The 24,606-nt window shown below is 69.7% G+C and carries 20 protein-coding genes; 12 read left to right on the top strand and 8 right to left on the bottom strand.

Annotation, left to right across the window (positions count from 1 at the left end; genetic code table 11):
- Positions 1-154: 154 nt before the first annotated feature.
- Positions 155-2,236, bottom strand: a complete 2,082-nt coding sequence (locus DAE25_RS20170) for a choice-of-anchor L domain-containing protein (protein WP_159083866.1) — start codon at positions 2,234-2,236, stop codon at positions 155-157.
- A 325-nt stretch (positions 2,237-2,561) separates the two neighbouring features.
- A complete protein-coding gene (locus DAE25_RS23300; RefSeq protein ID WP_159083865.1) occupies positions 2,562-4,139 on the bottom strand; it encodes a hypothetical protein in 1,578 nt (525 codons plus the stop codon).
- Between the two features lie 215 nt (positions 4,140-4,354).
- Between DAE25_RS23300 and DAE25_RS20165 the strand changes: the two genes are divergently transcribed.
- Positions 4,355-4,930, top strand: a complete 576-nt coding sequence (locus DAE25_RS20165; protein ID WP_107767907.1) for a hypothetical protein — start codon at positions 4,355-4,357, stop codon at positions 4,928-4,930.
- 851 nt (positions 4,931-5,781) lie between these two features.
- Here DAE25_RS20165 and DAE25_RS20155 read toward each other — a convergent pair.
- A complete protein-coding gene (locus DAE25_RS20155) occupies positions 5,782-6,441 on the bottom strand; it encodes a hypothetical protein (protein ID WP_107767905.1) in 660 nt (219 codons plus the stop codon).
- Positions 6,442-6,716: 275 nt separating this feature from the next.
- Positions 6,717-7,166 carry a DUF732 domain-containing protein gene (locus DAE25_RS20150; RefSeq protein ID WP_107767904.1) on the bottom strand — a complete coding sequence of 150 codons (450 nt, stop codon included), beginning with the start codon at positions 7,164-7,166 and terminating at the stop codon, positions 6,717-6,719.
- A gap of 720 nt (positions 7,167-7,886) precedes the next feature.
- Here DAE25_RS20150 and DAE25_RS20145 point away from each other — a divergent pair.
- From DAE25_RS20145 to DAE25_RS20125, 5 genes are all read left to right on the top strand, one after another.
- The gene (locus DAE25_RS20145) at positions 7,887-8,927 is read left to right on the top strand and encodes a calcium-binding protein (protein ID WP_159083864.1); all 1,041 of its coding nucleotides are present in this window, start codon (positions 7,887-7,889) and stop codon (positions 8,925-8,927) included.
- 208 nt (positions 8,928-9,135) lie between these two features.
- Positions 9,136-10,512 carry an HNH endonuclease signature motif containing protein gene (locus tag DAE25_RS20140; protein WP_107767902.1) on the top strand — a complete coding sequence of 459 codons (1,377 nt, stop codon included), beginning with the start codon at positions 9,136-9,138 and terminating at the stop codon, positions 10,510-10,512.
- 255 nt (positions 10,513-10,767) lie between these two features.
- Positions 10,768-11,334, top strand: coding sequence for a manganese efflux pump MntP (locus DAE25_RS20135; protein ID WP_107767901.1), 567 nt, complete (start codon positions 10,768-10,770; stop codon positions 11,332-11,334).
- Between the two features lie 34 nt (positions 11,335-11,368).
- A complete protein-coding gene (locus DAE25_RS20130) occupies positions 11,369-11,683 on the top strand; it encodes a hypothetical protein (protein ID WP_107767900.1) in 315 nt (104 codons plus the stop codon).
- Between the two features lie 48 nt (positions 11,684-11,731).
- Entirely contained in the window at positions 11,732-12,637 is a 906-nt protein-coding gene (locus DAE25_RS20125) for a hypothetical protein (RefSeq protein ID WP_107767899.1), read from the top strand.
- A gap of 63 nt (positions 12,638-12,700) precedes the next feature.
- On the opposite strand, the gene DAE25_RS20120 is transcribed toward DAE25_RS20125, so the two are convergent.
- Entirely contained in the window at positions 12,701-14,083 is a 1,383-nt protein-coding gene (locus DAE25_RS20120) for a dicarboxylate/amino acid:cation symporter (RefSeq protein WP_107767898.1), read from the bottom strand.
- A gap of 63 nt (positions 14,084-14,146) precedes the next feature.
- A complete protein-coding gene (locus tag DAE25_RS24305; protein ID WP_407669413.1) occupies positions 14,147-14,233 on the bottom strand; it encodes a putative leader peptide in 87 nt (28 codons plus the stop codon).
- 111 nt (positions 14,234-14,344) lie between these two features.
- Between DAE25_RS24305 and DAE25_RS20115 the strand changes: the two genes are divergently transcribed.
- Positions 14,345-14,965, top strand: a complete 621-nt coding sequence (locus DAE25_RS20115; protein ID WP_159083863.1) for a hypothetical protein — start codon at positions 14,345-14,347, stop codon at positions 14,963-14,965.
- Between the two features lie 3 nt (positions 14,966-14,968).
- On the opposite strand, the gene rlmC is transcribed toward DAE25_RS20115, so the two are convergent.
- A complete protein-coding gene (gene rlmC, locus DAE25_RS20110) occupies positions 14,969-16,072 on the bottom strand; it encodes a 23S rRNA (uracil(747)-C(5))-methyltransferase RlmC (RefSeq protein WP_107767944.1) in 1,104 nt (367 codons plus the stop codon).
- A gap of 14 nt (positions 16,073-16,086) precedes the next feature.
- Positions 16,087-17,484, bottom strand: coding sequence for an aminopeptidase P family protein (locus DAE25_RS20105; protein WP_199907697.1), 1,398 nt, complete (start codon positions 17,482-17,484; stop codon positions 16,087-16,089).
- Positions 17,485-17,534: 50 nt separating this feature from the next.
- On the opposite strand from DAE25_RS20105, the gene DAE25_RS20100 reads away from it, so the two are divergent.
- From DAE25_RS20100 to ettA, 5 genes are all read left to right on the top strand, one after another.
- Positions 17,535-18,653, top strand: coding sequence for a PrsW family intramembrane metalloprotease (locus DAE25_RS20100; protein WP_107767896.1), 1,119 nt, complete (start codon positions 17,535-17,537; stop codon positions 18,651-18,653).
- Complete coding sequence (locus DAE25_RS20095; RefSeq protein ID WP_234411168.1) at positions 18,650-20,443, top strand: dynamin family protein; 1,794 nt, start codon at positions 18,650-18,652, stop codon at positions 20,441-20,443. The genes DAE25_RS20100 and DAE25_RS20095 overlap by 4 nt, the downstream gene beginning before the upstream one ends.
- 40 nt (positions 20,444-20,483) lie before the next feature.
- On the top strand, positions 20,484-22,139 hold the full coding sequence (locus tag DAE25_RS20090) for a GTPase (RefSeq protein ID WP_107767895.1): 1,656 nt from the start codon (positions 20,484-20,486) through the stop codon (positions 22,137-22,139).
- A gap of 147 nt (positions 22,140-22,286) precedes the next feature.
- Positions 22,287-22,784, top strand: coding sequence for a single-stranded DNA-binding protein (locus tag DAE25_RS20085; protein ID WP_107767894.1), 498 nt, complete (start codon positions 22,287-22,289; stop codon positions 22,782-22,784).
- 102 nt (positions 22,785-22,886) lie between these two features.
- A complete protein-coding gene (gene ettA, locus DAE25_RS20080; protein ID WP_107767893.1) occupies positions 22,887-24,569 on the top strand; it encodes an energy-dependent translational throttle protein EttA in 1,683 nt (560 codons plus the stop codon).
- The last annotated feature ends 37 nt before the right edge of the window (positions 24,570-24,606 follow it).

Here is a 24,606-nt window from a genome sequence, read left to right as displayed (position 1 = left end):
ATCCGCCGCAGATGCTGCCGGAGCACTCGGCCGAACCGTCTCGGCCGCGCTTGCCGGCGCAGCGAGGACGAACGAACTGCATACGACTGCGAAACCGAGCGTGGCGCCCAGCAATCTGCCTTGCATGGCTTCTCCTAGTGATGCGTGGGCGGAGCTATCCGTTGTAGGAGCTGATGCCACCGTCGACCAGAGCCACGGCACTGTCGAACACGGAGTCGCTGGCGTCGGCAACCCCGACGAGTACCTCGACCGGCACTCCCGGTGTGACCGCGACGATGCAACTCAGCGGCGTCGTGAGCCCGTTCATGACGGTGGGCAGGTGGCTGTCGCGGTTGTCGATGAAGTATTGGCTGTTGGTGACGTCATTGATCGTGTTGACAGACACCGCAGTCGAAGTGCCTGGCACATGAGCGCAGTTCTGCCCGTTGACGAAAACGCCCATCACGTCGTTGAACTTGGATCCGATGTACTCGGGGAACTCTTCGGTTGCGAAGAGGTAGTCGATGCGAAGCCGGTTCCCGGCTGGGGTCACGTTCATCCTCATGAAGCTCGCATCTTCGGTGGGATGACCAGCCAGGGCGCTCAGGGTCGCGTCACCGGGATCCTCGCGACTGGTGCTGGCCTCGATCCCGACGTCGGTGCCGTTTACCTCGCTGATGAGGCCGGTGGACAGAACCCAGGCATCGCCGCTCCCTGTGGGGCTCGGGATGTGGCCGGCTCCGGCTTGGCCCCCGGTGTCCGGGGGGGTGATGACGACGCCACCGCCGTTGAGGTCCGTGGGAGGACCGGGCGGTGCGGTGGGTGGGGGACTCAGGGGGCCGCCAGCATCGACGATCCGGAATGTCTTGGAGAACAAGTCGTCCTTGGACCGGTCGAACTTGTTGCACGCGTCCTTCGAGAAGACGGTCACGCACTTGTCGACCTTGACGCCGACGCCGCCGCTGGCGACCGCGTCCACCGACCACCATGGGTTTGCGGCTTTGTCGGCGTTGGCCAGGATCGCGAGCTTCAGTGAGGCATGGGGCCCCGCGATGCCGTAGAGCTCACCAGTGACGACCGCCCTGGCGTAGATGTTCGCGCTGGCCTTGGCGGTGGTGGTGAAGGAGGCGGACTTTGTCGCTGTGGGGCCGGTGACGGAGGTCTTGAGCCCGTTCTTGCTACCGCTGGCATTCAGGACGGTCTGGACTCCAACGTCGCCGCGCATCTCGACGGAGCCCTCGGCACCGAACGCGCCGCCGGTGAACATCTCCAACTTCGGCAGAATCACGATGGGGATGGGTCCAACGCTGACGGTGATGGGGGCGAAGCCGCGTTGGTAGAGCAAGGTCTCAGCGAGGGTGCAGCCCCCCGCGCCTGCAAGCCATGCTCGGGCAGAGGCGGAGGCGGAGGCGGTTGCTCTCATGTTGATCGAGCTGTCAGCCCAGTCCCAGTCGGCCCACAAATCGGTGCTGATGCCACCGGATGCGGTCACCTCGATGCCCGCAGATCCCGAGGCGGTGCACGACGCTGGGACGCGTCGGGCCAATGGGCGCGCGCCGCGACCGTTCGCGCCTTTACGAGCGGGCGCAGTGAGGTCTGTGGAGAACGAGACCTTGAAGTCGCCGCGGGGGATCGCCTCGCTCAGGGTCGTCTGTTCAATCTTGTAGACGGTCTCGCCCTTTGACCCAGACTGGCCCACCACTCGAGCGAGGATGCCTGCTGGTGCCGCTGCACTGACGCCGCTCGCCACGATGTCGCCACGGCTGAGCTTCGCAGAGGTCGTCAGCGTCCCAACGCCATCGTCGGGCGCCGTGAACTTGGAAACAGCCTTCGAGGGCAAGATCGACATGCTCCGCGAGATGATGGTGTCGTAGTCGACGACGACCTTCGCGGTCCTCTTGGTGACCCGGATTCGTCGTTGCGAGACGGTGGCCGTCGAACGCCACTTCTTCGATGTCACTGGCTTCGCGGAGATGCGATACACACCGGGTCGGAGATTCCTTAGACGGCGCGAGGAGGCCAAAGTCGTCCGGTACCGGCCCGGCCCCGTGACGATGACACGCGCCAGCCCGACCTTCTTCGGTTGGCGGACCTTGACCAGCAGGCCGGGCCGCTTTGTTGGCTTTGCCGCAGCGTGCACCACCCCGCCATCCGAGGGTGCCGCGTCGGCAACCACAACAGGACCGACCATGGCTACCGCCCCGGCCAACACGCTGACAATCACAGCTGAAGCAGCACGCCTGGACCACATGAGCATCGCGTTTCCTTCTCCCGGGTGAGTACCGAGGACAAGTAGAGGTATCGGTGCTGCGGGGCACAACCGGCAACCACCTATGTCACCTAATCTAGTGAGACGAAGGCGTCCATTTTTGAGTCACGCTCTTCTTGAAACAGCATCGAATGTCATTCCAGCCGACCGTCACCACGAGTTGCGGCGCAACCGCCATCTCTGTTCGTTCGGCAGGGGAGCGTGCGTCCTGGAAAGCCCGGCCGCGCCCAAGCGGCCCAACCGAAACTGTCACCCGTTCGTGCAGCAGTCCCTCTCGGCCGGTCAATCGTCTAGCCGTTCCCAGCCCGCGGGTCTAGTTTGCTGGCTGGTAGGTGAAGGTGGTGTCGCCGGTTGTGGCAACGCAGAAGGTCGTAGTTGGGCACTCGATGAATTCTGCATCGAAAGCCAATTCGTCAATCCCTACCTGTGCAACGCCCCGCGGGTCGAGATTGGGAATCGTCGCGTCGACCCATCCGACAGAGTCATCCAACCGGTAGACGACGCCATACGAGGTCCCTCCACCGGGGCCTGGGACGATCGACTTCGCCAAACCGACACAGGTAGCGCCTGCGCGACAGTTCGTGGAGATGAACGAATCCTCACCGTTCCCGAACGTCGGCACCTGGTGCTTCTTGCCCCACACGGCACCATCCCACACGAGCGCGTATGAGCTGTTCGATGCCACGCAATGAATGGAACTGTCACAACTGAGCGACAAGCTCTCCCCGTAGACATTCATCTTGGGTCCGACAACCACCTTGCCTTTTGGGTTGCTGGGGTCGAACGTCGATAGTCGGGCATTCTGACTGTCGTGGACCATGCAGAAGGTGGGTCCTGTGCAGTCGAACCCGTAAAGGTGGCTCGAACCCGTCGCCCGGATAGGTGAACTCCACGGAGACCTCTTAGGCAACCTCTTCTTACTCAAAGGCGCCATCCATGGCTGGGCGGGGGGCCGCACGCGCCGGTTCTGAGGTGTCCAGGTGACCATCCAACCGCCGCTTCCACCTCCGACCCCCGGCTTGGATTGATCGTTACTACCGCCCATCGTCACGGCACAAAACCGTCGAGAGGCGCAGTTGAGATCCAGGTAGTAGCCCTTCCAACGCACCCCGCGTGTTCTCTCCGTGGGGATCTTGGGCATGGGTTGGACGAGCGTCCAAATGCCGTTGGAGTACGTCGTGTACTTGTACCGACTCTTGTTGTTGTGTCGCCCGCCATAGCTTCCGGCGTACGCCATGCAGAAACCATCGGGTGAACAGTCGAGGTCGGCGACCTCACGCTTACCCAGCGAGCGAACAGTTTGCCAGGTCGCGCCTTTGAGCTGCAACAGGGAGATGGATCGTGCACCTTGCTGGCTTCCGGCTGCGGGATGTGCCAATGCGAAGCAGGCAGTTTGTGAAGCGCACGCGAGTGTCTCTGCCGTCATCCCTGCTGGGAGATTGACCGGACGCCACCAACTAGGCACCACTGGCGAAGTTGGCTGTGAGGATGTCGCAGGGGTCGAAAAGTCGTAGGCATCTGAAACGACGAACGTGATCGCCTTGCCGACTGCGGCCTCAGGGACGACTAGCTGGGCGGAGTTGAGGAACTTCGCGTTGAAATGGTCGCTCGGATAGACCGTTCTCACTCCGTGGTCGGCGAGCAACGCTCCATCGGCAAACCATTGGACCTTGACGAGCTTGGGCGCTGGATCCCAGGTGCCGAAATTGGCAGCAAGGACCTTGCCAACCTGGGCCACGCCCTGTATTGCAGGCGGGACGACGTTCGACCTGTAGCCGATTGCGTTCGCAGTAGCGGTGTTCGCGGTGCTGGTGAAAGGCAGGAAGAGGATCGCCGCAACGAGGGGAATGATTATGGCGGCGAACGCTCGGCAACGTCTCATGATCACCATCCTAGAGACGCGAGTTGCACTCCTATGGCGCTTCCCGCACACCATCGACCCCAATTAGGTATGGGCGCACAACTCGGATGTCAGGTTGAACTGCGCCTCGTCTATCAGACCTAACGGGTTTCGGGGTACGCCCGTCTTGCAACCCAGCACGGAGCCCGTTCTATGACCTTAGGTTGAGCGTGCGCGCGGCCTGTGCGCCTACTCGGGGAGGCTCTATGCGCAGCATCATCATCGCGCTTTTGCTGGCCGTGACACTCGCGACGCCGGCGGTGGCGCTGGAAGCGGGGTCTGGTCGTTCGGTCCATGAGGACGCGGACGACGACGTGCGCGTAGTCCCGTTCGACGAGGACGATGCGACTCGGGTTGGTGAGGCCAGCGGCGACATCCGCAGGGTGACGGCGCGAGTGGGCCGGAAACTTGTGCGAGTCGCGGTGACCTTCGACGCTGAGTACCCGGGGACGCGACTCGAGCTGCGTGTGAACTTCGCGGCCAGGAACGTCAGCGGGGGTCGCGGGCACATCGCGCAGTTGGCCGGAAGTTTCGCGACAGGCCGGCCGGAACGGTCGTTCTCTTCGTTCTACGCCGGCGATGTTGGTCCCGAGCTGGCGAGGTGTTCCGGGTTCCAGACCCGGATCGAACAGAGGCGATGGATCTTCTCCGTGCCGACAAACTGCCTGAAGCAGCGTCGGCGGGTGGCGTATCAGGAGATCTCTGTGCAGTCGAAGTTCCTCTTCGACGACGCCTACGGGTACGACACCTGGCCGCGTCTAGGAGCGGCGAAGATCCGGTGACGACCGCTGCTCCCGACTGGCTGGCCCGTGGTCTCGGCTCTCGAACGGCCACTATGAGTGGTGTTGACGGGCACGCCCGCCAACAAAATCTCAACTCGCACACGCCACAAGGCGAAGTGCACCGTCGAGTTTTGCTTGCCAGGACATGGGTCAGCCTCCCGCTTGCGGTGGGAACTGATCATCGCGTTGGGGTGTCCGGCTTCAGCTGGAACTGAAACGCTGAAAGTTGGGCGTGGAGATGTCGCCACCGCTGTCGACTGGACCCGCCTGGCCGTGACGAACACGTCCGAGAAGATCGAGGGTCGAATCGACTTCGTGAGACTACCGGCGAGGGGTCTGCGACACCCCCAATTTGGGCGGCTAGATCTCTACGGCACCCTAACGATCGAGTCCTATGACGTGGCCGACTGGCGTCACTTCCATATCTCGGCGTATCGAGGCAGCGTAAACGGACGAAAATGAAGGTCGTTTCCGAGGGCGCTGATGGGTAATCGAGCGTGCGATGCCCGGGTCTAAGGTGTCGCTGGGTCGAGGGGTGGAGGGCTTCGTGCAGTTTGCCGTGCCTCGGTCGTGTCTGGACGTGTCGATGACGGTCGCCGCCTCAGCCACTTCCCGCACGGCCCTGGACGACTTCCACGCCCGTCCTTGAAGATGATCCTCGTGCCCATGAATTCACCCACGGTCGCGTTCACGGTCGTCGGGAAGGCGCAGGTCAAGGTTCGCGCTTGGCTCCGCGTGGGCAACGGCTTCACGCATACTGCGACGCCGAGGTCGGGTCACCGCGCCACCGGCGGCTCGACGGGCCCCCGAGTCGACTTGACGATCGTCGCTTGATGTGCCGACGTGACCGGTTAGCGAGCGGTGCGCAACGCTGCTGCGAGGAGCTGGAACGCGGGCTGGGTGGCCGGGACGTTGTGGTCGCGCTGCAGTCCCACCGACACGAGGCGCCGGCCCTGGCGGGCGACCGTGTGGACAAACCAGTCACGCCCGGACGCGGGGTCGGAGGTGATCAGTCGGTACGTGAACGCGTCCTGCCCGAACTTTGCGGGGGTGCGCGCGAGGCTCCACTCCTTGCCGCTCAGGTCGTCGGAGTGATTACCGAGGCACGTCTTGATGTGAGCCTTCTGCTCCTCGAGCGCGGCTTGCGCGCGGGTTGGCTTCGCGTACTCGACCACCGCGCTGGTGACGGACGTCTTGCGTGAGAAGTAGGCGATCTGTCCGCCCTGCAGGGTGTAGCTGGCCAGCTTCCCGCCACGAGAGCGCACCTGCGCGTTGGTGTAGGTCACGCAGTCGTCAGTGTCCACGACCTGCGGGAAACTGGCCCGCCAGACCTCCCGCCCGCCGCCGCGGTAGTAGGGGATCACCCGAGCCACCGCGGCCACGCTGGGCACGTCGGCGGCGGCGACGACCGCTCGGGAGGCGGGGACCGCGGTGGCGGTCGCGGGGGCCTGGGCGGGGACGAGCAGGGTGCTGGCCGCGAGGGCCAGAGCGGGAGCGAACCGGGTCAGCATTGGTGGGCCCTCCTTGGGCTGATGCGTGGAGGCCAGCAGCGAGGAATCGGTGCCGTCTCGGTTCTTGGGTGCATCGTGAGACACGACGGTGACAGAAGGGTCGTTGGCACGACTACACCGCGAGGGGTAGGCGGCGCGTTCCTCAAGCAGGGCTACGTGGGCCGGGGCCGGGCGGCTGTGTAGCCGGTTGCAGCCGGACTTGCCGGGAGGAGTCGGCCCCTCGTCCGCGAACAGGCAAAACCGCATGCCCCGATACCGGTGCATTCAACGCGAGATCACGGCCGCGACAGCTGGTCGTCGTGCTCAGGGCAGTAGGCGCGAATGGCGGAACCTACGATGTGCCCGGCTTGCTCGATGGTGAATCCCGCATCGTTCATGATGATGCCGATGTCGGTGATGTCCTTGCCCATGTCGAATCCCACACAGGCAGTGCGACCGAGGTCAGCGATAGTGGCCCGAGCGTCCTCTGGGACTGACTCGCCACCCTGCTCCATCCCCTCCCAGAACTCCTTGTCCTGCGCTTCAGCAACGGTCGGCGACTCGGGCTCCTCCGGTGTCGCGGTCACGGTCTCCGTCACAGTCGTGTCCGGAGACGGTGGTTTGCTCGAAGTCGACGACTCCACCGCATCTGCCGCCGGTCGGTCGTCGCCGCAGCCCGCCAGTAGGGCGACCAGAAGGGCCGCGCTGGGAGCGATGAGATTCAAACGACGGATAGGCACGAGCATCTGGATTCCTCCACAAAGCTGATGGACTGAAGAAGCAGGAGAGCATGTCACCAACTCGCGGCTGAGTCATCGATTCAGCCAGACTGCTCGATGCGCACGGTGCGCCGGTTTCACATGGCAACTGGAGAACTACAGCTCGCGAGCGCTGGTCTCGGCAGGAGCGTTCATGGGACCAAGTGCGCTCCGTTGGTAGGTCCGTACGGACCCATTGCACGATCTCGATCCGTTGCTCCTCGCGGGAAGTAGCCACGATCCGGCCGCTTGGCTTGTGGAGAAGGCTGACGTTCCCTTGGGACGACAACTCCATTCCGGGGAAGTCCATTGCCGCCGCTGAGCAGAGTGCAAACGGGCAGGCCGCAACTGTAATTACTACCCCCACGGGGGCGGGGGATCGGAACTGCAGTCGGGAGAGTCATCGGGTGACCCGTTGGTAGTTCGCGCCGGCTTCCGATCCGCGGTCATTGTGCCGTATGGAGGCTGCCCTGTGGACCGGCGCCATGCGTAGTGCCACGTCTGGGCGCGTCGCGGCGGCTCCGCCCGCCGGGCCCGGCGTCGGGCCCCCGTGTGCAGCCCTCGGTCTGCGTTCCGGGGTGACGGGGAGCAAGCGGACAACCAGCCGCTGCTCCCGTGCGTCACAAGGCACGACGGTTGGTCATTCCGTCGGCGCCATCACCGCATGCTGCTCGCGGCGACTCCGTGACAGCCCATCAAGGGGGACTCGTGCTTCACCGCCTCACCGCACTCACCGCACTCACCGTCGCGATTGCGGGCGGAGCGCTGCTGGAAAGCGTTCCGGCCACAGCCTCCGGCGAGACGTGCCAGGGCCGCCCAGCCACGATCGTGGGCACGGAAGCGGACATCCAAGGCACCCCCGGTGACGACGTCATCGTGACCGGGGCTTCCCGCATCATCTACGCCAACGCCGGCGACGACCTCGTCTGCGTGACGACTTCGCCCCACAACGGCCTCTTCGTGGACGCAGGCCCCGGCGACGACATCGTCGATGCCACCGTCTCGACGACCCCGACCGTCTCCCATCTGGGCACCGGCCTGGATCGATACCTCGGCGGTACCGCGTACGGCGAGGTGCGTGCCAACGGCGCCGACGACAACGTGGAAGAGGCCAACTGGGTGACGCTCCAGGTCACCGAACCAGTGACCGGCCCTGTCGGACGCTACGCGGGCTCGTTCATCAACGTGTGGAGCGCCGATCAGGACGTGGAACTCGATCTGGTCGGCGACCTGGTCGTCGCCGGGAGGCACGCAGCCGAGATCGCTGGCTTCCGTTCGGCGACCGTGGCGGCACCTCGTGCCGTCGTACGCGGCAACGACGAGGACAACGCCCTGCAAGCATCCGGGTGCGACGTGCACGTCATCGGGAACGGTGGCGACGACTATCTCGGCGGGTCCGGCGGCGAGGATGCGCCCAAGTTCGGGTGCGACCGCGTCGCCACCATGCGCGGCGGGCAAGGCGACGACCGCATCAAGGGGACGCTCGGGCGCAACCGGCTGATCGGCAACGCCGGCAACGACGAGCTCCAGGGCCGACCCGATCCCGACATCTTGCTGGGTGGCAGCGGCCGCGATGACCTCACCGGCGGGGCCCGCCGGGACGTGTTGCGCGGCAACGCAGGCAACGACCACCTCAACGGCAACCCGGGCCGCGACACGCTGCTGGGCAACCGTGGCCGCGACACGGCGGATGGGCACCACGGCAACGACCGGTGCGTCGCAGAGCGGGAGCGACGCTGCGAGCGCTGACGGCCTTTCGCCTCCGAGCTGCCCTCGACGGCCCTGGGCGCTGCGGCGTACGACGTGACTGCGCCCAGGGGCCGCGACCGCCGGCGATCACGCCATGGTCCGCCGCCCCGTCGGTGCGCCGTCAGCTCCCGCTGATGTGGGCCTGAGGGCCGTTCGAGGATGTGGAAAGCACCTTGACTTCGAACAGGTGTTCGAGAGAAAATGGTCCATGCCCACCGCCTCCGCCGCCGACGTCGCGGTGATCTCACGCGTGCGGGAGGCCGACGCGCAGGCGCGGGCGGCGCAGACGGCGGTGTTCCTCCTCGCCGCCGAGTGGGCGGACGCCCACCTCGACCCCGACGTCCCGCCCCCGTCCGGTGACTGCCTCCACGGCTGTCGCACCGCCGACCGGCACGACGTGGAGGTCGGCGACTTCGCCGGCGGTTGTGCCGAGGGGTGCGTGGGCGACCCGGACGGCTTCCACGACCCCTTCATCCCGGTGGTCCGCTGGGACGCGGCCGCTCCCTTTGCCGCTGCGATCGGGCGCACCAGCCAGGTCGGCTCCCTGATGATCCGCGACGCCCTCCTGACCCGGCACCGCCTCCCGCTGGTGTGGAGCCGGGTGGAGGCGGGGGAGGTCGAGCCGCACAAGGCGCGCATGCTCGCGCAGGCCGTGATCGGTCGACCGCGCGACGTCTCCGACCACCTCGACCTCCATCTCGCGCCGGTGGCCCACAAGATCGGTCGCGTCGCGCTCGAGCGCGCGGTCGACGAGGCCATGCTCCGGCTCTACCCGGAGCAGCGCGAGGCCGACCAGCTCGAGGCCCTCGACCGTCGCTTCGCCACCCTCCACGTCGACTCGATCAACCACATCGGGATCGCCGACATGTCGCTGCGCGGAGACTGGAAGGACCTCCACGACTTCGACCGTGCGCTGTCCCGCGTGGCCGTCGCCCTCGCGGCCCAGGACACTGCGGCCGGGCTCGTGCCCGACACCCTCGTCGTACGCCGCTCGCGCGCCGTCGGCGTGCTGGCCGATCCCGCCGCCGCGCTGGCCCTGCTGTCCGGCGAGCACGCCCCGCCGCCCTCCAAGCGCGCGCAGCTGGTGCTCAGCATCAGCAGGAACGGCCTGACCGGCGACCCGGTCGCGCACAACACGACCACGGGTCGCGCCGTGCTCGAGCAGGCCGTGCGCGAGTGGTGCGGCCGCACGGACACCCACCTCCAGGTCCTCCCGGTGCTCGACCTGTCCGGGCACGACGCCACCGACGCCTATCGTCCCAAGGACGCCACGATCGTGCGGTCGGACCTGGTGGCGCAGGACTGTGTCTTCCCGCACTGCACCCGGCCCGCGACGACGTGCGACCACGACCACGTCGTCCCCTACGACCACGACGACCCCGCCGCCGGTGGCCCGTCGTGCGACTGCAACATCGCCCCGCTGTGCCGACATCACCACCAGCTCAAGACCCATGCGGGCTGGAGCTACTCGGTCCTCGACGTCGGGCTCTGGTTGTGGTCGGACCCGCACGGCCAGCAGTTCCTCCGCGACCGCATCGGCACCACCGACGTCACGCCGGCCGGGCGATGTCGCCGACGCGAGTGAGCCGGTCGTCCCACGTCCGCGGACTGGTGCGGGTCGCCGCACACCGCTCTGGCACCATGGAGCCCACGAAGGGGAGTAGTTCCCGACACCCGCCTCCCACGGAGGTGCGGAGGTACGTCGACACACCGGCGGCGAGAGCCGCCCGGCGTACCGCCCGGTCAGACAGCCCGGGTGAGCGAGACCTTCGGCACTCAGTGCCGAAGCCTCCCCATGCCACGACCGGGTCTTCGGCAGCACGACCACCCGAAGGACCCCATGTCTCTCCTGACCCTCTTCCTCGTCTCCCTCGGCGTCTCGGCCGACGCCTTCGCCGTCGCCCTCGGCAAGGGGCTGCAGATGCGGCGCCTGCGCATCGGCGACGCCCTGGCCATCGCGGTGACCTTCGGCGTCTTCCAGGCGCTGATGCCGCTGCTCGGCTGGCTGCTCGGTACCAGCCTGCGCGACTACATCACCGAGATCGACCACTGGATCGCCTTCGGCCTGCTCGCGGCGATCGGCGGCAAGATGCTGTGGGAGGCCTTCCAGGCCGACGAGGAGGGCGAGGCCAGCGACCTGGGCCTGCCGCTCCCCGAGCTGCTGCTCCTGGGGGTAGCCACCAGCATCGACGCCCTCGCGGTCGGGATCAGCCTCGCGTTCCTCGAGGTGAGCATCCTCGGCGCGGTGGTGGCCATCGGGGTGATCACCTTCGCGGTGTCGCTCGCCGGCGTCGTGATCGGCCACCGGGCGGGTGTCCGGTTCCGCAGGCCGGCCGAGATCGCGGGCGGTCTCATCCTCATCCTCATCGGTCTCCGGATCCTGCTCACCCACCTCGGGATCCTCTGACCGCCGTCGGTGCCGCGCCGTACGGTCCGTGCCCATGGCCGGGGGGATGAGCGCGGGACGCGGGGAGTCGCTGGCGTCCCGCGTCGCGACCACCCGGGAGCGTCAGCGACCCGGCGGAGTCGCCCCGCAGCAGCGGGACGCGGACGCGCCGCCGGCGACCCGGCACTGCTGGTACGACGGGCCCCACGGCAGGCAGGCCGCCCTGCTGCTCGAGTGGCGCCGCGTCGGAGGTGGCTGGTCGGGTCGGATCGCCGTCGCCGCCCCGGATCCCGCGGGCTGGGCGCTCGTGGAGATGTGGGTCGACCCCGGGATGCTGGCGCCGGCCGGCCCGCCGGTGACGACCGGCTGATGGCGCGTTCGCCGGACCCCGGGCGACGAGGCGGTCACAATGACGCCCATGACGACGTCGTACGCCGGGGGGACCGGTGCGTTGCCGGTCGCGACGATGCCGGGGGAGCCGCCGGGCCGCAGCATCGGGTTCTGGGTCCGGACGGTCCTCGCCACCGGGATCGGCGTCGTGGCGGCCGGGCTGCTGTCGCTGGCAGGCGTCCTCACGGTCTTCGCGCTGGTGGTGGTGTCGCCCGAGCACCCCGGTCGGGCCCTCACCGCGCTGCTGTCCGTGCCCGAGCTGCGCCAGGACGCCGCCGACTCCCTGGTCGGCGACGTCGAGGAGGAGCGCGGCACCACCTTCGCCCCCGCCACCCGTGAGGTGCTGGTCGCGGCGACCGACGACGCCCTGGGTGCCCCCGAGGTCCTGGAGGCCCTCGCTGCGATCCGGGGCGTCGACGGTCGCCTCGACCCCCTGCCGTACGTCGGGGCCATCGCCGTGGAGCTCGACCGGCAGGCCGACGCCACCGACGACCCGGAGGCGCGGCGGGTGCTGACGACGTACGCCGACGAGCTGCCGCGGTTCGCCGCCGACTCGGTCGGCGGGTCGAGCGCGGAGGCCGACACCCTCGACTTCGCGGGCGGGCTCGGCGAGGTGCGCCGCTACGGGCTGGTCGCCGCGGCGGTGGTCGGCGTCCTGGGCCTGATCGCCCTGCTCGTCGCCACTGCGATCGCGGTCCACCGTGGTCTCACCGCGGCGCTCGTCACCTCGGCATCCCTCGTCGTGACCGCCCTGGTCCTCGCGCCCGGGGAGTGGCTGCTCGGGCGCGGCGACGGGGTCGCCGGGGCGCTCGCCCACGTGGTCGCCGCGGCGGGCGACCTCGCCGGGAGCGGGCTGGTGTGGTCGCTCCTGCTCGCGTCCCTGGTGCCGCCCGCACTCTGGTGGGCGGCCCGCAGCGTGCGGCGTACCGCCTGAACGGACCGAGACGGCACACGGCCCGCCACGCAGAGCGCGACGGGCCGTGGACGACGTGCAGGGTCAGACGGTGGCCAGCTGCTCCGCGGGAGCGTCCTCGCGCCACGCCGTGCCGGTGCGGCGGGCGTTGTAGGTGTCGAGGTCGAGGATCCCCTCGCGCTTGGCGACGATGGTCGGCACCAGCGCCTGGCCGGCCACGTTGGTGGCGGTGCGGCCCATGTCCAGGATCGGGTCGATGGCCAGCAGCAGGCCGACACCCTCGAGGGGCAGGCCCAGGGTGGACAGGGTGAGCGTGAGCATCACGGTGGCGCCGGTGACGCCCGCGGTGGCGGCCGAGCCGATCACCGAGACGAAGGCGATCAGGACGTAGTCGGTGACCGACAGGTCCAGGCCGAAGAACTGCGCCACGAAGATCGCCGCGATCGCGGGGTAGATCGACGCGCACCCGTCCATCTTGGTGGTCGCGCCGAGCGGCACGGCGAAGGAGGAGTAGGCCCGGGGGACGCCCAGGTTGCGCTCGGTCACGGCCTGGGTGACCGGCATGGTGCCGATCGACGAGCGCGACACGAACGCCAGCGAGATCGCCGGCCACGCGCCGGTGAAGAACTGCTTCACCGAGAGCCCGTTGAGGCGCAGCAACGTCGGGTAGACGCCGAGGAGCACGAGCGCCAGCCCCGCGTAGACCGCGACGGTGAAGGTGCCCAGCGAGCCGAGCGCGTCCCAGCCGTAGCTGGCCACCGCGTTGCCGAGCAGGCCGACGGTCGCGACCGGGGCGAGCAGGATGACCCACCACAGGATCTTCTGGACCACGCTGAGGGCGGAGCGTACGACGCCCAGGAACGGGTCGGCGTCCGCGCCGACCTTGAGGGTGGCGATGCCCACGGCGATGGCGACGACCAGGATCTGGAGGACGTTGAACGACAGGCCCACCGAGCCGTCGTCGCCGGCACTGCCCTCGAGGCCGAGGACGTTGGCCGGGACCAGGCCGGTCAGGAAGTCGAGCCAGGACCCCGTGGTCGAGGGGGCCGACGCGGCGTCCGCGGAGACACTGGCGTGGTCACCCGGCTGGAGCACCAGGCCGAGCGTGATGCCGATCGCCACGGCGATCAGGGCGGTGATCGCGAACCACGCCAGGGTCTTCCACGCCAGGCGGGCGGCGCCGGTGACGTCACGCAGGTTGGCGATCGACGCGACGATCGCCAGGAAGACCAGCGGCGGGACGATCGTCCGCAGCAGGGTGACGAAGACGCTGCCCACGGTGGTGAGGGTCTCGGTCAGCCAGTTGGGGTCGGCCACACCCGCGGCGTCCACCGAGTCGGGACCCATGGAGCGGGCGACGAGCCCGAGGACGACACCCAGCGCGAGCCCGATCAGGACCTGGACACCGAAGGACGGGAGGCGGAGGCGACGGGTGGGTCGCTCCGTCTCCGTAACTGAAGTATTCATACTGAAAAGATAACCTTTCGGAACGACACACCACGATCGCGGGTGCCGAGGGACGCAGGAGGGTCAGTCGACGGCGCGGGAGGGGCGACAGAGCGCGCTCCCGGTGCGCACGAGGTCGACGGCACGACGTTGCGTCAGCAGGTCACCCACCGTGGCGGGGAAGGTCGTGGGGGCTCGCACCTCAGCCACAACCGGCGCGGCACCGGGCGGATTCCGTGGTTCCCGTCACAGGAGGGTCGAGCCCTGCCTAGGGTGCGCGACATGTCTTCTCGTCTCGGTCTGCGCCTCGTCGCCCTCCTCGTCCCTGTCGTCCTCCTCGCGCCCGCGGCTGCGCACGCGGAGAAGGTCGCGACGACGGATCCCGCCGGGGACGTCGTGAGCCTCGGGCCGACGGAGCAGGGCGACGACGACCTGGACAACCTCGTGCCTGCCCCGGAGAACCAGACCGCCGACATCGTCCGCACCGTCGTCGACCACGCTGGTGCGCGCCTCCGGGTGCGCATCGACCTCCGCGAGCTCGGCCGGTCGAGGACCTACTTCGCGGTCCTGAAGGTGCGCACCCCCGCGGGCACCTTCGAGGTGGAGACGGACGACCTGGGACGCCGACCGGAGGTCGAGATGACGCGCCGGAGCCGCTCCGTCGAGTGCCCACGACTGCGCGCCGTCGCCGACCGGGCGGCCGCCCGAGCGGTCATCACGATCCCGACGTCCTGCCTCGGGGCTCCCCGGTGGGTCCAGGTCGGCGCCGGCGTCGCCTCCCTCGAGACGGTGGCCGCTGCCGACGGGACGGAGCAGATCGTGGTGTTCGCCGACGACGCCCACCGCGCCGGGACGGTCAGGGACGAGATCGTGGCCAAGGGCCCCAAGGTCCGCCGCGGCTGACCCTCACCGGGTGAGCAGCACGAGCACCTCGTAGTGCGTGGTCTGGGGAAACATGTCGAGCACCCGCGCCTCGACCGGGCGCAGCGAGGGCATCAGCTCCAGGTCGCGGGCCAGTGACTGGGCGTTGCAGGACGAGTAGACGACGTACGACGCCTCCCCGGCCTCGAGCCAGCGCGCGAGGTCCTCGCCGATCCCGCGTCGGGGCGGGTTGACCACGACGAGGTCGGGGGCGCCCGGCTGGGCCAGCGCCCATGCGGTGGCGTCCCCGGCGACGAAGGTCACCCCGTCGGGCGCCGTCGCCTGCGCGGCGGCCACCGCCTCGGCCGACACCTCGACGCCGGTGACCGTGCGACCCGGTCCGGCGACGGCCAGCGCGAAGCCGCCCACGCCGCAGTAGAGGTCCCACGCCGTACGGACGTCAGGCAGCCCAGCGGCCCAGTCGCGGGCCTGGGCGTAGAGCGCCGCGGCGACGAGGGTGTTGGTCTGGAAGAAGCCCTGGGGCCGCAGGGCCAGCTCGAGCCCCTCCAGCCGCATGGGCAGCGACGCCTGCGGTGTCAGCACGATCTCCCGCTCGCCCTCGAGCACGGCCGCGTGCGTGGGCTGCACGTTGAGCGAGACGACGCGCAGCGGGGGCAGGGCCTCCAGCAGCCACGGCAGGTGCTTGCGGATCCGGGTCTCGTCGGCGGTCGAGCGCACCACCAGGCGCAGCATCAGCTCGCCGTCGGGCGACTGGGTGAGCAGCACGTGCTTGAGCTCGCCGCGGCGCGTCGAGACGTCGTACGGCGTGAGGTCGGCGCGAGTGACGAAGGTGGCGACCACCTCGAGCGCGGTCGTCAGGCCGGGGGAGTGCAGGGCGCAGTCACGTAGGTCGACGCCGGCGCGGCTGCGGTCGAGGATCCCCAGCGTGGGGGCGGCCGCGGTGCCCCCGACCGCCATCTTGGCCTTGTTGCGGAATCCCGCGTCGGGACCGGCCACCGTCGGCAGCCAGACCGGCGACGCCACCAGCGAGCGCGCGTGCGCCTCCTTGTCGGAGAGCTGCTGCGCGCGCGGCACCTCCAGCAGGGTGCACGAGCGGCAGCGGTACGCGTCGTAGTGGTGGCAGTCCACGCGGGTGGCGGTCGTCAGCCGCGCAGCCGGCCCATCCACTCCTCGACCTCCGCCGAGGTGCGGGGGAGCGCGGCGGAGAGGTTCTGCGAGCCGTCGGCGGTGACGAGGATGTCGTCCTCGATGCGGATGCCGATGCCGCGCAGCTCCTCGGGGACGAGCAGGTCGTCCTCCTGGAAGTACAGGCCGGGCTCGACGGTGAGCACCATCCCCTCGGCGAGGTCGCCCTTGGGGTAGATGTCCACCGAGGAGCGGCCGCAGTCGTGCACGTCCATGCCGAGCATGTGCGACGTGCCGTGCAGCGTCCAGCGCGCGTAGACCTTGGACTCGGGGTCCAGCGCCTCCTGCGCCGACACCGGCAGCAGCCCCAGGTCGGCCAGGCCGTGGGCGAGGATCTCCATCGCGGCGTTGTGGGCGGCGAGGAACGGCACGCCCGGACGGACCGCGTCGATGCCGGCCTGCTGCGCGGCGTGGACGAGGTCGTAGAGGTCGCGCTGCACGGGTGTGAAGCGGCCGTCGACCGGCAGCGTGCGGGTCACGTCGGCGGTGTAGAGGTTGCGCCCCTCGACGCCCATGTCGAGCAGCACGAGCTCACCGGGCGTGATCGGGCCCGTGTTGTCGATCCAGTGCAGCGTCGTCGCGTGCGCACCGCCGCCGACGATGGAGTCGTAGCCGATGTCATTGCCCATCGCCCGGGCCCGGCGGAAGAAGGTGCCCTCGATCCAACGCTCGCCGTGCTCGAGGACGCGGTCCCACTCGCGCACCGAGTCCTCGAAGCCGAGCGTGGTGATGTCGCAGGCCTCCTGGAGCTCGGCGACCTCCCACTCGTCCTTGACCAGGCGGAGCTCGTCGGCCACCCGGGCGAGGTCCTCGTCGGTGGTGATGTCGCGGGTCTTGCGGTCGTCGTCGAAGGACGGCAGGTCCTGCACGTGGCGGACCTCGATGCCGAGGGAGTCGGAGATCTCGCGGCCCGACGGCCGGCGACCGGCCCACAGCTCGCCGTACTGCCGGTCGCGGAAGAACTCGTCGGTGTCGCGCTCCGATCGCGGCCGGGCGTAGAGGACGGCCTCGCCGTCGTCGATGACCAGCACGGCGTCCGAGGTCTGGTTGCCGGAGAAGTAGGTGTGCGCCGTGTCCGGGCGGAAGCGGTAGTCCGTGTCGTTGGCGCGCACCTTGAAGGTGCCCGCCGGCAGCACGAGCCGCTCGCCCGGGAAGGCTGCGGCCAGCGCCGCGCGACGCCTGGCGGCGTGCTCGGTGATCGGGTGCCGGGGGACGTCGAGCTCTCGCTCACCCCACCCGGTACGCATGAAGGCGGCGTACGCCGCGGGCACGGCCGGGTCGTGCGACTCGGTGGCCAGCGGCTCACCGGTCTCGGAGGTGGCGACGTCGGTCTCGGTGGGGTGCTCCTCGTTCACGCGGTCACTGTACGCCGGGGCGACAGGGGTGCTCCGTTAGGCTTCCGGGCATGCCGAGACGACGTCGTGACAGCGTTGCCTTCACCGTCGTCGTGACCGTGTCGGTCATGCTGGGAGCCCTGGTGATGGCGCTCGTCGTCGCCCTCTCCGGCGCCCCCGGCACGCTGGCCCTGGCCGCTCTCCTCGCCGCCCTGCCGGTGGGTCCGCTGGTCGGCTGCTTCATGTGGCTGGACCGCTACGAGCCCGAGCCGCGGTCGCTGCTGGTGGCCGGACTGCTGTGGGGCGCCTTCGTCGCGACCGCCGCCGCCCTCGTCTTCCAGGGCATCGGTGTCGCGGGCGGTGCCAGCGACGCCGACAGCCTGGCCGTCGTGGCGCCGGTGACCGAGGAGCTGACCAAGGGCGCCTTCCTGGTGCTCCTCCTGTGGTGGCGACGCCACGAGCTCGACGGCGTCCTCGACGGCATCGTCTACGCCGGCATGGTGGGCATCGGCTTCGCCTTCACCGAGAACATCCTCTACCTCGCCGCGGCGTACGACGGGACGGACGGCCTCGGCCCCGGCGGCACGGAGGCCCTCACCGGCACCTTCATCCTGCGCGGGGTGGTCAGCCCGTTCGCACACCCGCTCTTCACCGCGTTCATCGGAGTCGGGGTCGGCCTGGCGGTGACGTCGCGGCGCCCGCTGCCGCGGGTCCTGCTGCCCCTGCTCGGCTACGTCGGCGCGGTCCTGGCGCACAGCCTGTGGAACTCCGCGACGCTCTACGGCACGGAGAACTTCCTCGTCGTCTACGGCACGCTGATGCTCCCGGCCTTCCTCGGCTTCGTCGCCTTCGCGCTGTACCGCCGCCGCTCCGAGCGCGGGATGATGGAGGCCGCCCTCGAGGACGCCGCCCGGCGCGGGCTGATCCCGGCCACCGACATCCCGTGGCTCGTCGACCTCCGCGCCCGCCGGCACGCCCGCGTCTTCGCCCGCAGGGGTGGGGGCGTGCACGGCGAGCGCGCGATGCGGGACTACCAGGCGGCCGCGATTGAGCTCGCCTACCTGCATCACCGTTATCTTCGCGGGACAGCACCACGCGATTTCGCCGAGCGCGGGCACGAGCACGTGGAGCAGCTCAACGCCGTACGCCCCTACATTGCCTTCCCCGGACAGGTGGTACCCACCAGATGACCGAGCTCCAGTCCCGACAGGAGAGCGCCGACAGCACCAAGATGCTGACCGCTCTCGTGCGGCTGCGCGGCGCCCTTCAGGAGGTCCGGCTGCCGCTGGAGCTGCCGACCGCCGAGGCACAGCGGCAGGCCCGCGGGGAGATGGTCGACCAGCTCGAGGACTACGTCATCCCGCGCCTGATGACCATCGACGCCCCGCTGCTCACCGTGGTCGGCGGCTCGACCGGTGCCGGCAAGTCGACCCTCGTCAACTCGCTGGTCGGCACGCGGGTCACCCAGCCGGGCGTGCTCCGTCCGACCACCCGCTCGCCGGTGCTGGTGCACAACCCCGACGACGCGCAGTGGTTCGGCCAGGACCGCCTCCTCCCGGAGCTCGAGCGGGTCACCCGCAGCACCAACGACCCGGACGCGCTCCAGCTCGTGCCGTCGGAGTCCGTGCCGGCCGGCCTCGCCATCCTCGACGCCCCTGACATCGACTCGGTGGAGGAGCGCAACCGCACCCTCGCCGCCCAGCTGCTCGCGGCCGCCGACCTGTGGCTCTTCGTCACCTCCGCCGCCCGGTACGCCGACCAGGTGCCGTGGGAGTTCCTGCGCAAGGCCGCCGAGCGGTCGGCCGCCGTCGCCATCGTGCTCGACCGCACCCCGCCCGAGGCCGTCGAGACCGTGTCGACCCACCTGGCCCGGATGCTCGCGTCCCGGGGCCTCAAGGACTCGCCGCTCTTCACCGTCATCGAGGGCGGCGTCACCGAGGAGGGCCTGCTGCCCCCCGAGTCGGTCGCCGACATCCGCGCCTGGCTCGAGTCGCTGGCCGCCGACGCCGACGCGCGCTCCGCCGTGGTCCGGCAGACCCTCGAGGGGGCCATCCGCACGCTGGCGCGGCGTACGCACTCGGTCGCGGACGCCGCGACCGAGCAGGTCGACGCCGTACGCCGCCTGCGTGAGGACGTCAACCGGTCCTACGACCAGGCGGTGGCCGCGGTCTCCGAGGCGTCCGCCGACGGCACCCTGCTGCGCGGCGAGGTGCTCGCCCGCTGGCAGGAGTTCGTCGGCACCGGCGAGCTGCTCAAGTCGCTGGAGACCCGGGTCGGCTGGCTGCGCGACCGGGTCGTCAACGCGGTCAAGGGCAAGCCCCAGCAGGCCGAGCGGGTCACCGTGGCCGTCGAGTCCGGCCTCGAGACGCTGATACTCGAGCATGCCGAGGCCGCCGCCGAGCGCACCGAGGCGTCGTGGCAGTCCACGGCCGCCGGCCAGCTGCTCCTCCAGCAGGGCGGGGAGGACCTCGGCCGTGCGTCGCGCGACTTCCGCCGCCGTGCCGAGCGCGCCGTGCGCGACTGGCAGTCCGACGTGCTGGAGATGGTCCGCACCGAGGGCGCCGACAAGCGCTCCACCGCCCGCTTCCTCGCCTTCGGCGTCAACGGACTCTCGGTCGCCCTGATGGTCGTCGTATTCGCGCACACCGCGGGGGTGACCGGCGCCGAGGCCGGCATCGCCGGTGGCTCCGCCGTGCTGGGCCAGAAGCTCCTCGAGGCGGTCTTCGGTGACCAGGCCGTGCGGTCGCTCGCGGAGCGGGCCCGTCGCGACCTCGAGGTCAAGGTGACCGACCTCCTCGACAGCGAGCGCCGCCGCTACGTCGACGTGCTCGACGCGCTCGAGATCTCGCCCGAGGTCCCCGAGAAGCTGCGATCCTCGTCACGCCGTGTCGACGACCTGCGCTTCGCCGCGAGCAAGGCCGGGGTGCCCGATGCCACCCCGGAGGGTGCGGAGGCGGCCGACGCGGCTCCGGACGCATAGGGTGGGACCCCGATCCATCCTGCAGCCGTCGAGGGAGAACATGTCGTCCTTGCTCGAGGGGGCCAAGAAGCTGGTCTCCCGGAGTTCTGACATCGGTGCACGCGTGCAAGGCCTCGAGCAGGCCGTGGACGCCGCGCGAGGTCGTGTCGACGACGCGATCCTCGACGACGCACAGGCTGTCGTCGACCGGGCATCCAGTCGCCTCAAGCTGTCGGCGGAGCACACCGTCGTCGCGCTGGCCGGTGCGACCGGCTCCGGCAAGTCGTCGACGTTCAACGCGCTGACCGAGCTCGAGCTCTCGGCCGTCGGCGTGCGCCGTCCGACCACCTCTTGGGCCACTGCCTGTGTCTGGGGTCGCGAGGGCGCCGAGGAGCTGCTCGAGTGGCTCGGCATCCCCGCCCGCCACCAGGTGACCCGCGACTCGATGCTCTCCAGCGGTCGCGAGGACGAGCAGATGCAGGGCGTCGTGCTCCTCGACCTGCCCGACCACGACTCGACCGAGGTGTCGCACCACCTCGAGGTCGACCGGCTGGTCAAGCTCGCCGACATGCTCGTGTGGGTCCTCGACCCGCAGAAGTACGCCGACGCCGCCATCCACGACCGCTACCTGGCGCCGCTCAACCAGCACCGCGACGTGATGATGGTCGTGCTCAACCACATCGACACCGTGCCCGAGGACCGTCGCGAGGGCATGCTCGCGGACGTACGCCGCCTGCTCGAGGCCGACGGCCTCGCCGGCGTGCCGGTGGTCGGAGTCAGCGCCCGCCACGGCATCGGCATCCCCGAGCTCAAGTCCGCCATCGCCGCGCGTGTCGCGGAGAAGAAGGCCACCCGGGCACGTCTGTCCGCCGACCTCCGCAGCGCCGCCGAGCGCGTGCAGGCGGCGTCCGGCACGGCGCGCACCCGCACCCTGTCGACCGAGCGCGTCGCGGCCCTCGACGACGCCTTCGCCGACGCGGCCGGCGTGCCGACCGTGGTCCGCGCCGTCGAGACGTCCACCCGCATGCGGGCCAACCGGGCGACCGGATGGCCGGTCGTGGCGTGGTTCTCCAAGCTCAAGCCCGACCCGCTCAAGCGGCTCCACCTCGACCTGGGAGCCGTCGGCAAGGAGCTCACCGGCTCCGCCCGCACGTCCGTGCCCCAGGCGACCGGCGTCCAGCGGGCCCGCGTGGACACCGAGGTCCGGGCCCTGGCCGACCAGGTGTCCGACGGCATGGCGCCCGCGTGGACCGGCGCGATCCGCAAGGCGTCGGTGTCCCGCCTGCCCGACCTCGGCGACCGGCTCGACCGGGCCGTGGCGTCCACCGACCTCGGCGCGGACAAGATCCCCGCGTGGGCCGGCCTCGTGCGCGTCCTCCAGTGGGCCCTGATCCTCACCGCGATCGCCGGCTTCGTCTGGCTGGGCGCACTGTTCGGCGCGGCCTACCTCGGCTTCGACGGGGGCTCCACGCCCGAGTGGGGCGGGATCCCGATCCCCACGATCATGTTCCTCGGCGGCATCGCGGTCGGGGTCCTCCTGGCCCTGGTCTGCCGGCTGCTCGTCTCGCTCACCGCGAGGAAGCGCGCGCGCACGGCCGACAAGCGGCTGCGTGACGCGATCAACGAGGTCTCCGAGGAGATCGTCGTGGAGCCCGTCCGCGCCGAGCTGGCGTCCTACGCCGTGGTCAGCGACGGGCTGGCGGCCGCGCTCAAGTAGCCCCGTAGCAGGGCCCGTGGGTCTCCACAGGCCCGTCCGTGCGTCGTCCCCTCCACAGGGAGCGGGCGTCGTACGACGCGGTGTCGGTGCGGGTCCGCAGCCTTGGTCCACGAGGGCGGACGTGCCGCCCCACCGAGGAGGCATGAGATGAACGAGACCATCGTGACCCTGAACGGCTGGGTCGGCAGCGAGGTGGAGGTCCACGACGCGGGCGGCCAGGCGCTGGCCACCTTCCGCGTGGCCAGCACGTCACGGCGTCGCAAGGGCGACGAGTGGGTCGACGGCACGACGACGTGGTTCAAGGTCAAGGCCTGGCGGCGGCTGGCCGGCCACGTCAAGGAGTCGCTGCGGGTGGGCGACCCGGTGATCATCACCGGCCGGCTCGAGGCCGACGTGTGGGTCCGCGAGGACGGCACGTCGAGCACCCAGCTGGTCGTCACCGCGACGTCGGCGGGCCACGACCTCGCACGGGGCACCTCGCTCTACACGAAGCCGGGCCGTCGCGAGGACCAGCCGTCGGGCAGTGACCCGTGGGACCCCGCCGCGCCCGCGCCCGTGGCCGGGGTGGACATGGAGACCGGTGAGATCCTCGAGCCGGCGCAGGCTTCGGCCGAGCAGGACGGGGCCGACGCGGAGGCCGCCTGAGCCGCGGGCGGGGCCGCGAGGAGCGGTCCCGGCCCGTGCGGGCCGTCCGCGGGGCGCCCGCCGGTTGTCCAGCGGGGTGCCGCGACCCGTAGGCTCAGGCGCATGGCTGAGTACGTCTTCACACTGCGCAACGTGCGCAAGGCCCACGGTGACAAGGTCGTTCTCGACAACGTCACCCTCTCGTTCCTCCACGGCGCCAAGATCGGCGTCGTCGGACCCAATGGCACCGGCAAGTCCTCCCTGCTCAAGATCATGGCGGGGCTCGACCACGCCAACAACGGCGACGCGATCCTCGACCCCGACGCGACGGTCGGGATGCTCCAGCAGGAGCCGCCCCTCAGCGAGGGCAAGACCGTCCTGGAGAACGTCGAGGAGGCGGTCGGCGAGATCAAGGGCAAGCTCGACCGCTACAACGAGATCTCCGAGCTGATGGCCGACCCCGACGCCGACTTCGACACCCTCCTCGCCGAGATGGGCGACCTGCAGACCGACCTCGACCACGCCAGCGCGTGGGACCTCGACAGCCGGCTCGACCAGGCGATGGACGCGCTGCGCTGCCCGCCGCCGGACGTCCTGGTCGACAACCTCTCCGGTGGTGAGCGCCGCCGGGTGGCGCTGTGCAAGCTGCTGCTCCAGCAGCCCAGCCTGCTGCTCCTCGACGAGCCCACCAACCACCTCGACGCCGAGTCGGTCCAGTGGCTCGAGGGCCACCTCGCGTCCTACCCCGGCGCCGTGCTGGCCGTGACCCACGACCGGTACTTCCTCGACAACGTCGCCTCCTGGATCCTCGAGCTCGACCGTGGCCAGGCGCACCCCTACGAGGGCAACTACACGACCTACCTCGAGACCAAGCAGAGCCGCCTCAAGATCGAGGGCCAGAAGGACGTCAAGCGCGCCAAGATGCTCGAGCGCGAGCTCGAGTGGGTGCGCTCCAACGCCAAGGCACGCCAGACCAAGAGCAAGTCGCGTCTCGCGCGCTACGAGGAGATGGCGGCCGAGGCCGACCGGATGCGCAAGATCGACACCTCCGAGATCAACATCCCGGCCGGTCCGCGGCTCGGTGACGTGGTGCTCGAGGCGCACGACCTCGGCAAGGGCTTCGAGGGGCGCACGCTCATGCACGACGTGTCCTTCTCGCTGCCCAAGGCCGGCATCGTCGGCGTCATCGGCCCCAACGGCGTCGGCAAGACCACGCTCTTCCGGATGATCACCGGCGAGGAGAAGCCCGACGACGGCGAGCTCAAGGTCGGCCAGACGGTCAAGATCTCCTACGTCGACCAGAGCCGCGGCGGCATCGACCCCAACAAGAACGTGTGGGAGGTCGTGTCCGACGGGCTCGACTTCATCAAGGTCGCCAACTTCGAGATGAACTCCCGCGCCTACGTCGCGTCGTTCGGCTTCAAGGGCCCCGACCAGCAGAAGAAGGCCGGCGTGCTGTCAGGTGGTGAGCGCAACCGCCTCAACCTCGCGCTCACGCTCAAGATGGGCGGCAACATGCTGCTCCTCGACGAGCCCACCAACGACCTGGACGTCGAGACCCTGTCCTCCCTCGAGGACGCGCTCCTGGAGTTCCCCGGCTGTGCCGTGGTCACCTCCCACGACCGGTGGTTCCTCGACCGCGTCGCGACCCACATCCTCGCGTGGGAGGGCGACGACGAGGACCCGGCCCGCTGGTTCTGGTTCGAGGGCAACTTCGCGGCGTACGAGGAGAACAAGATCGAGCGCCTCGGCGTCGAGGCCGCGCGCCCGCACCGGGTCACGCACCGTCGCCTGACCCGCGACTGACCCGCGACGTCACTCCGACTGCACGACGGCCCGGCAC

Origin of the sequence: Nocardioides terrigena (assembly GCF_003047265.1) — a bacterium.
GTDB lineage: Bacteria > Actinomycetota > Actinomycetes > Propionibacteriales > Nocardioidaceae > Nocardioides > Nocardioides terrigena.
This window is presented reverse-complemented; position numbering and strand designations above follow the sequence as displayed.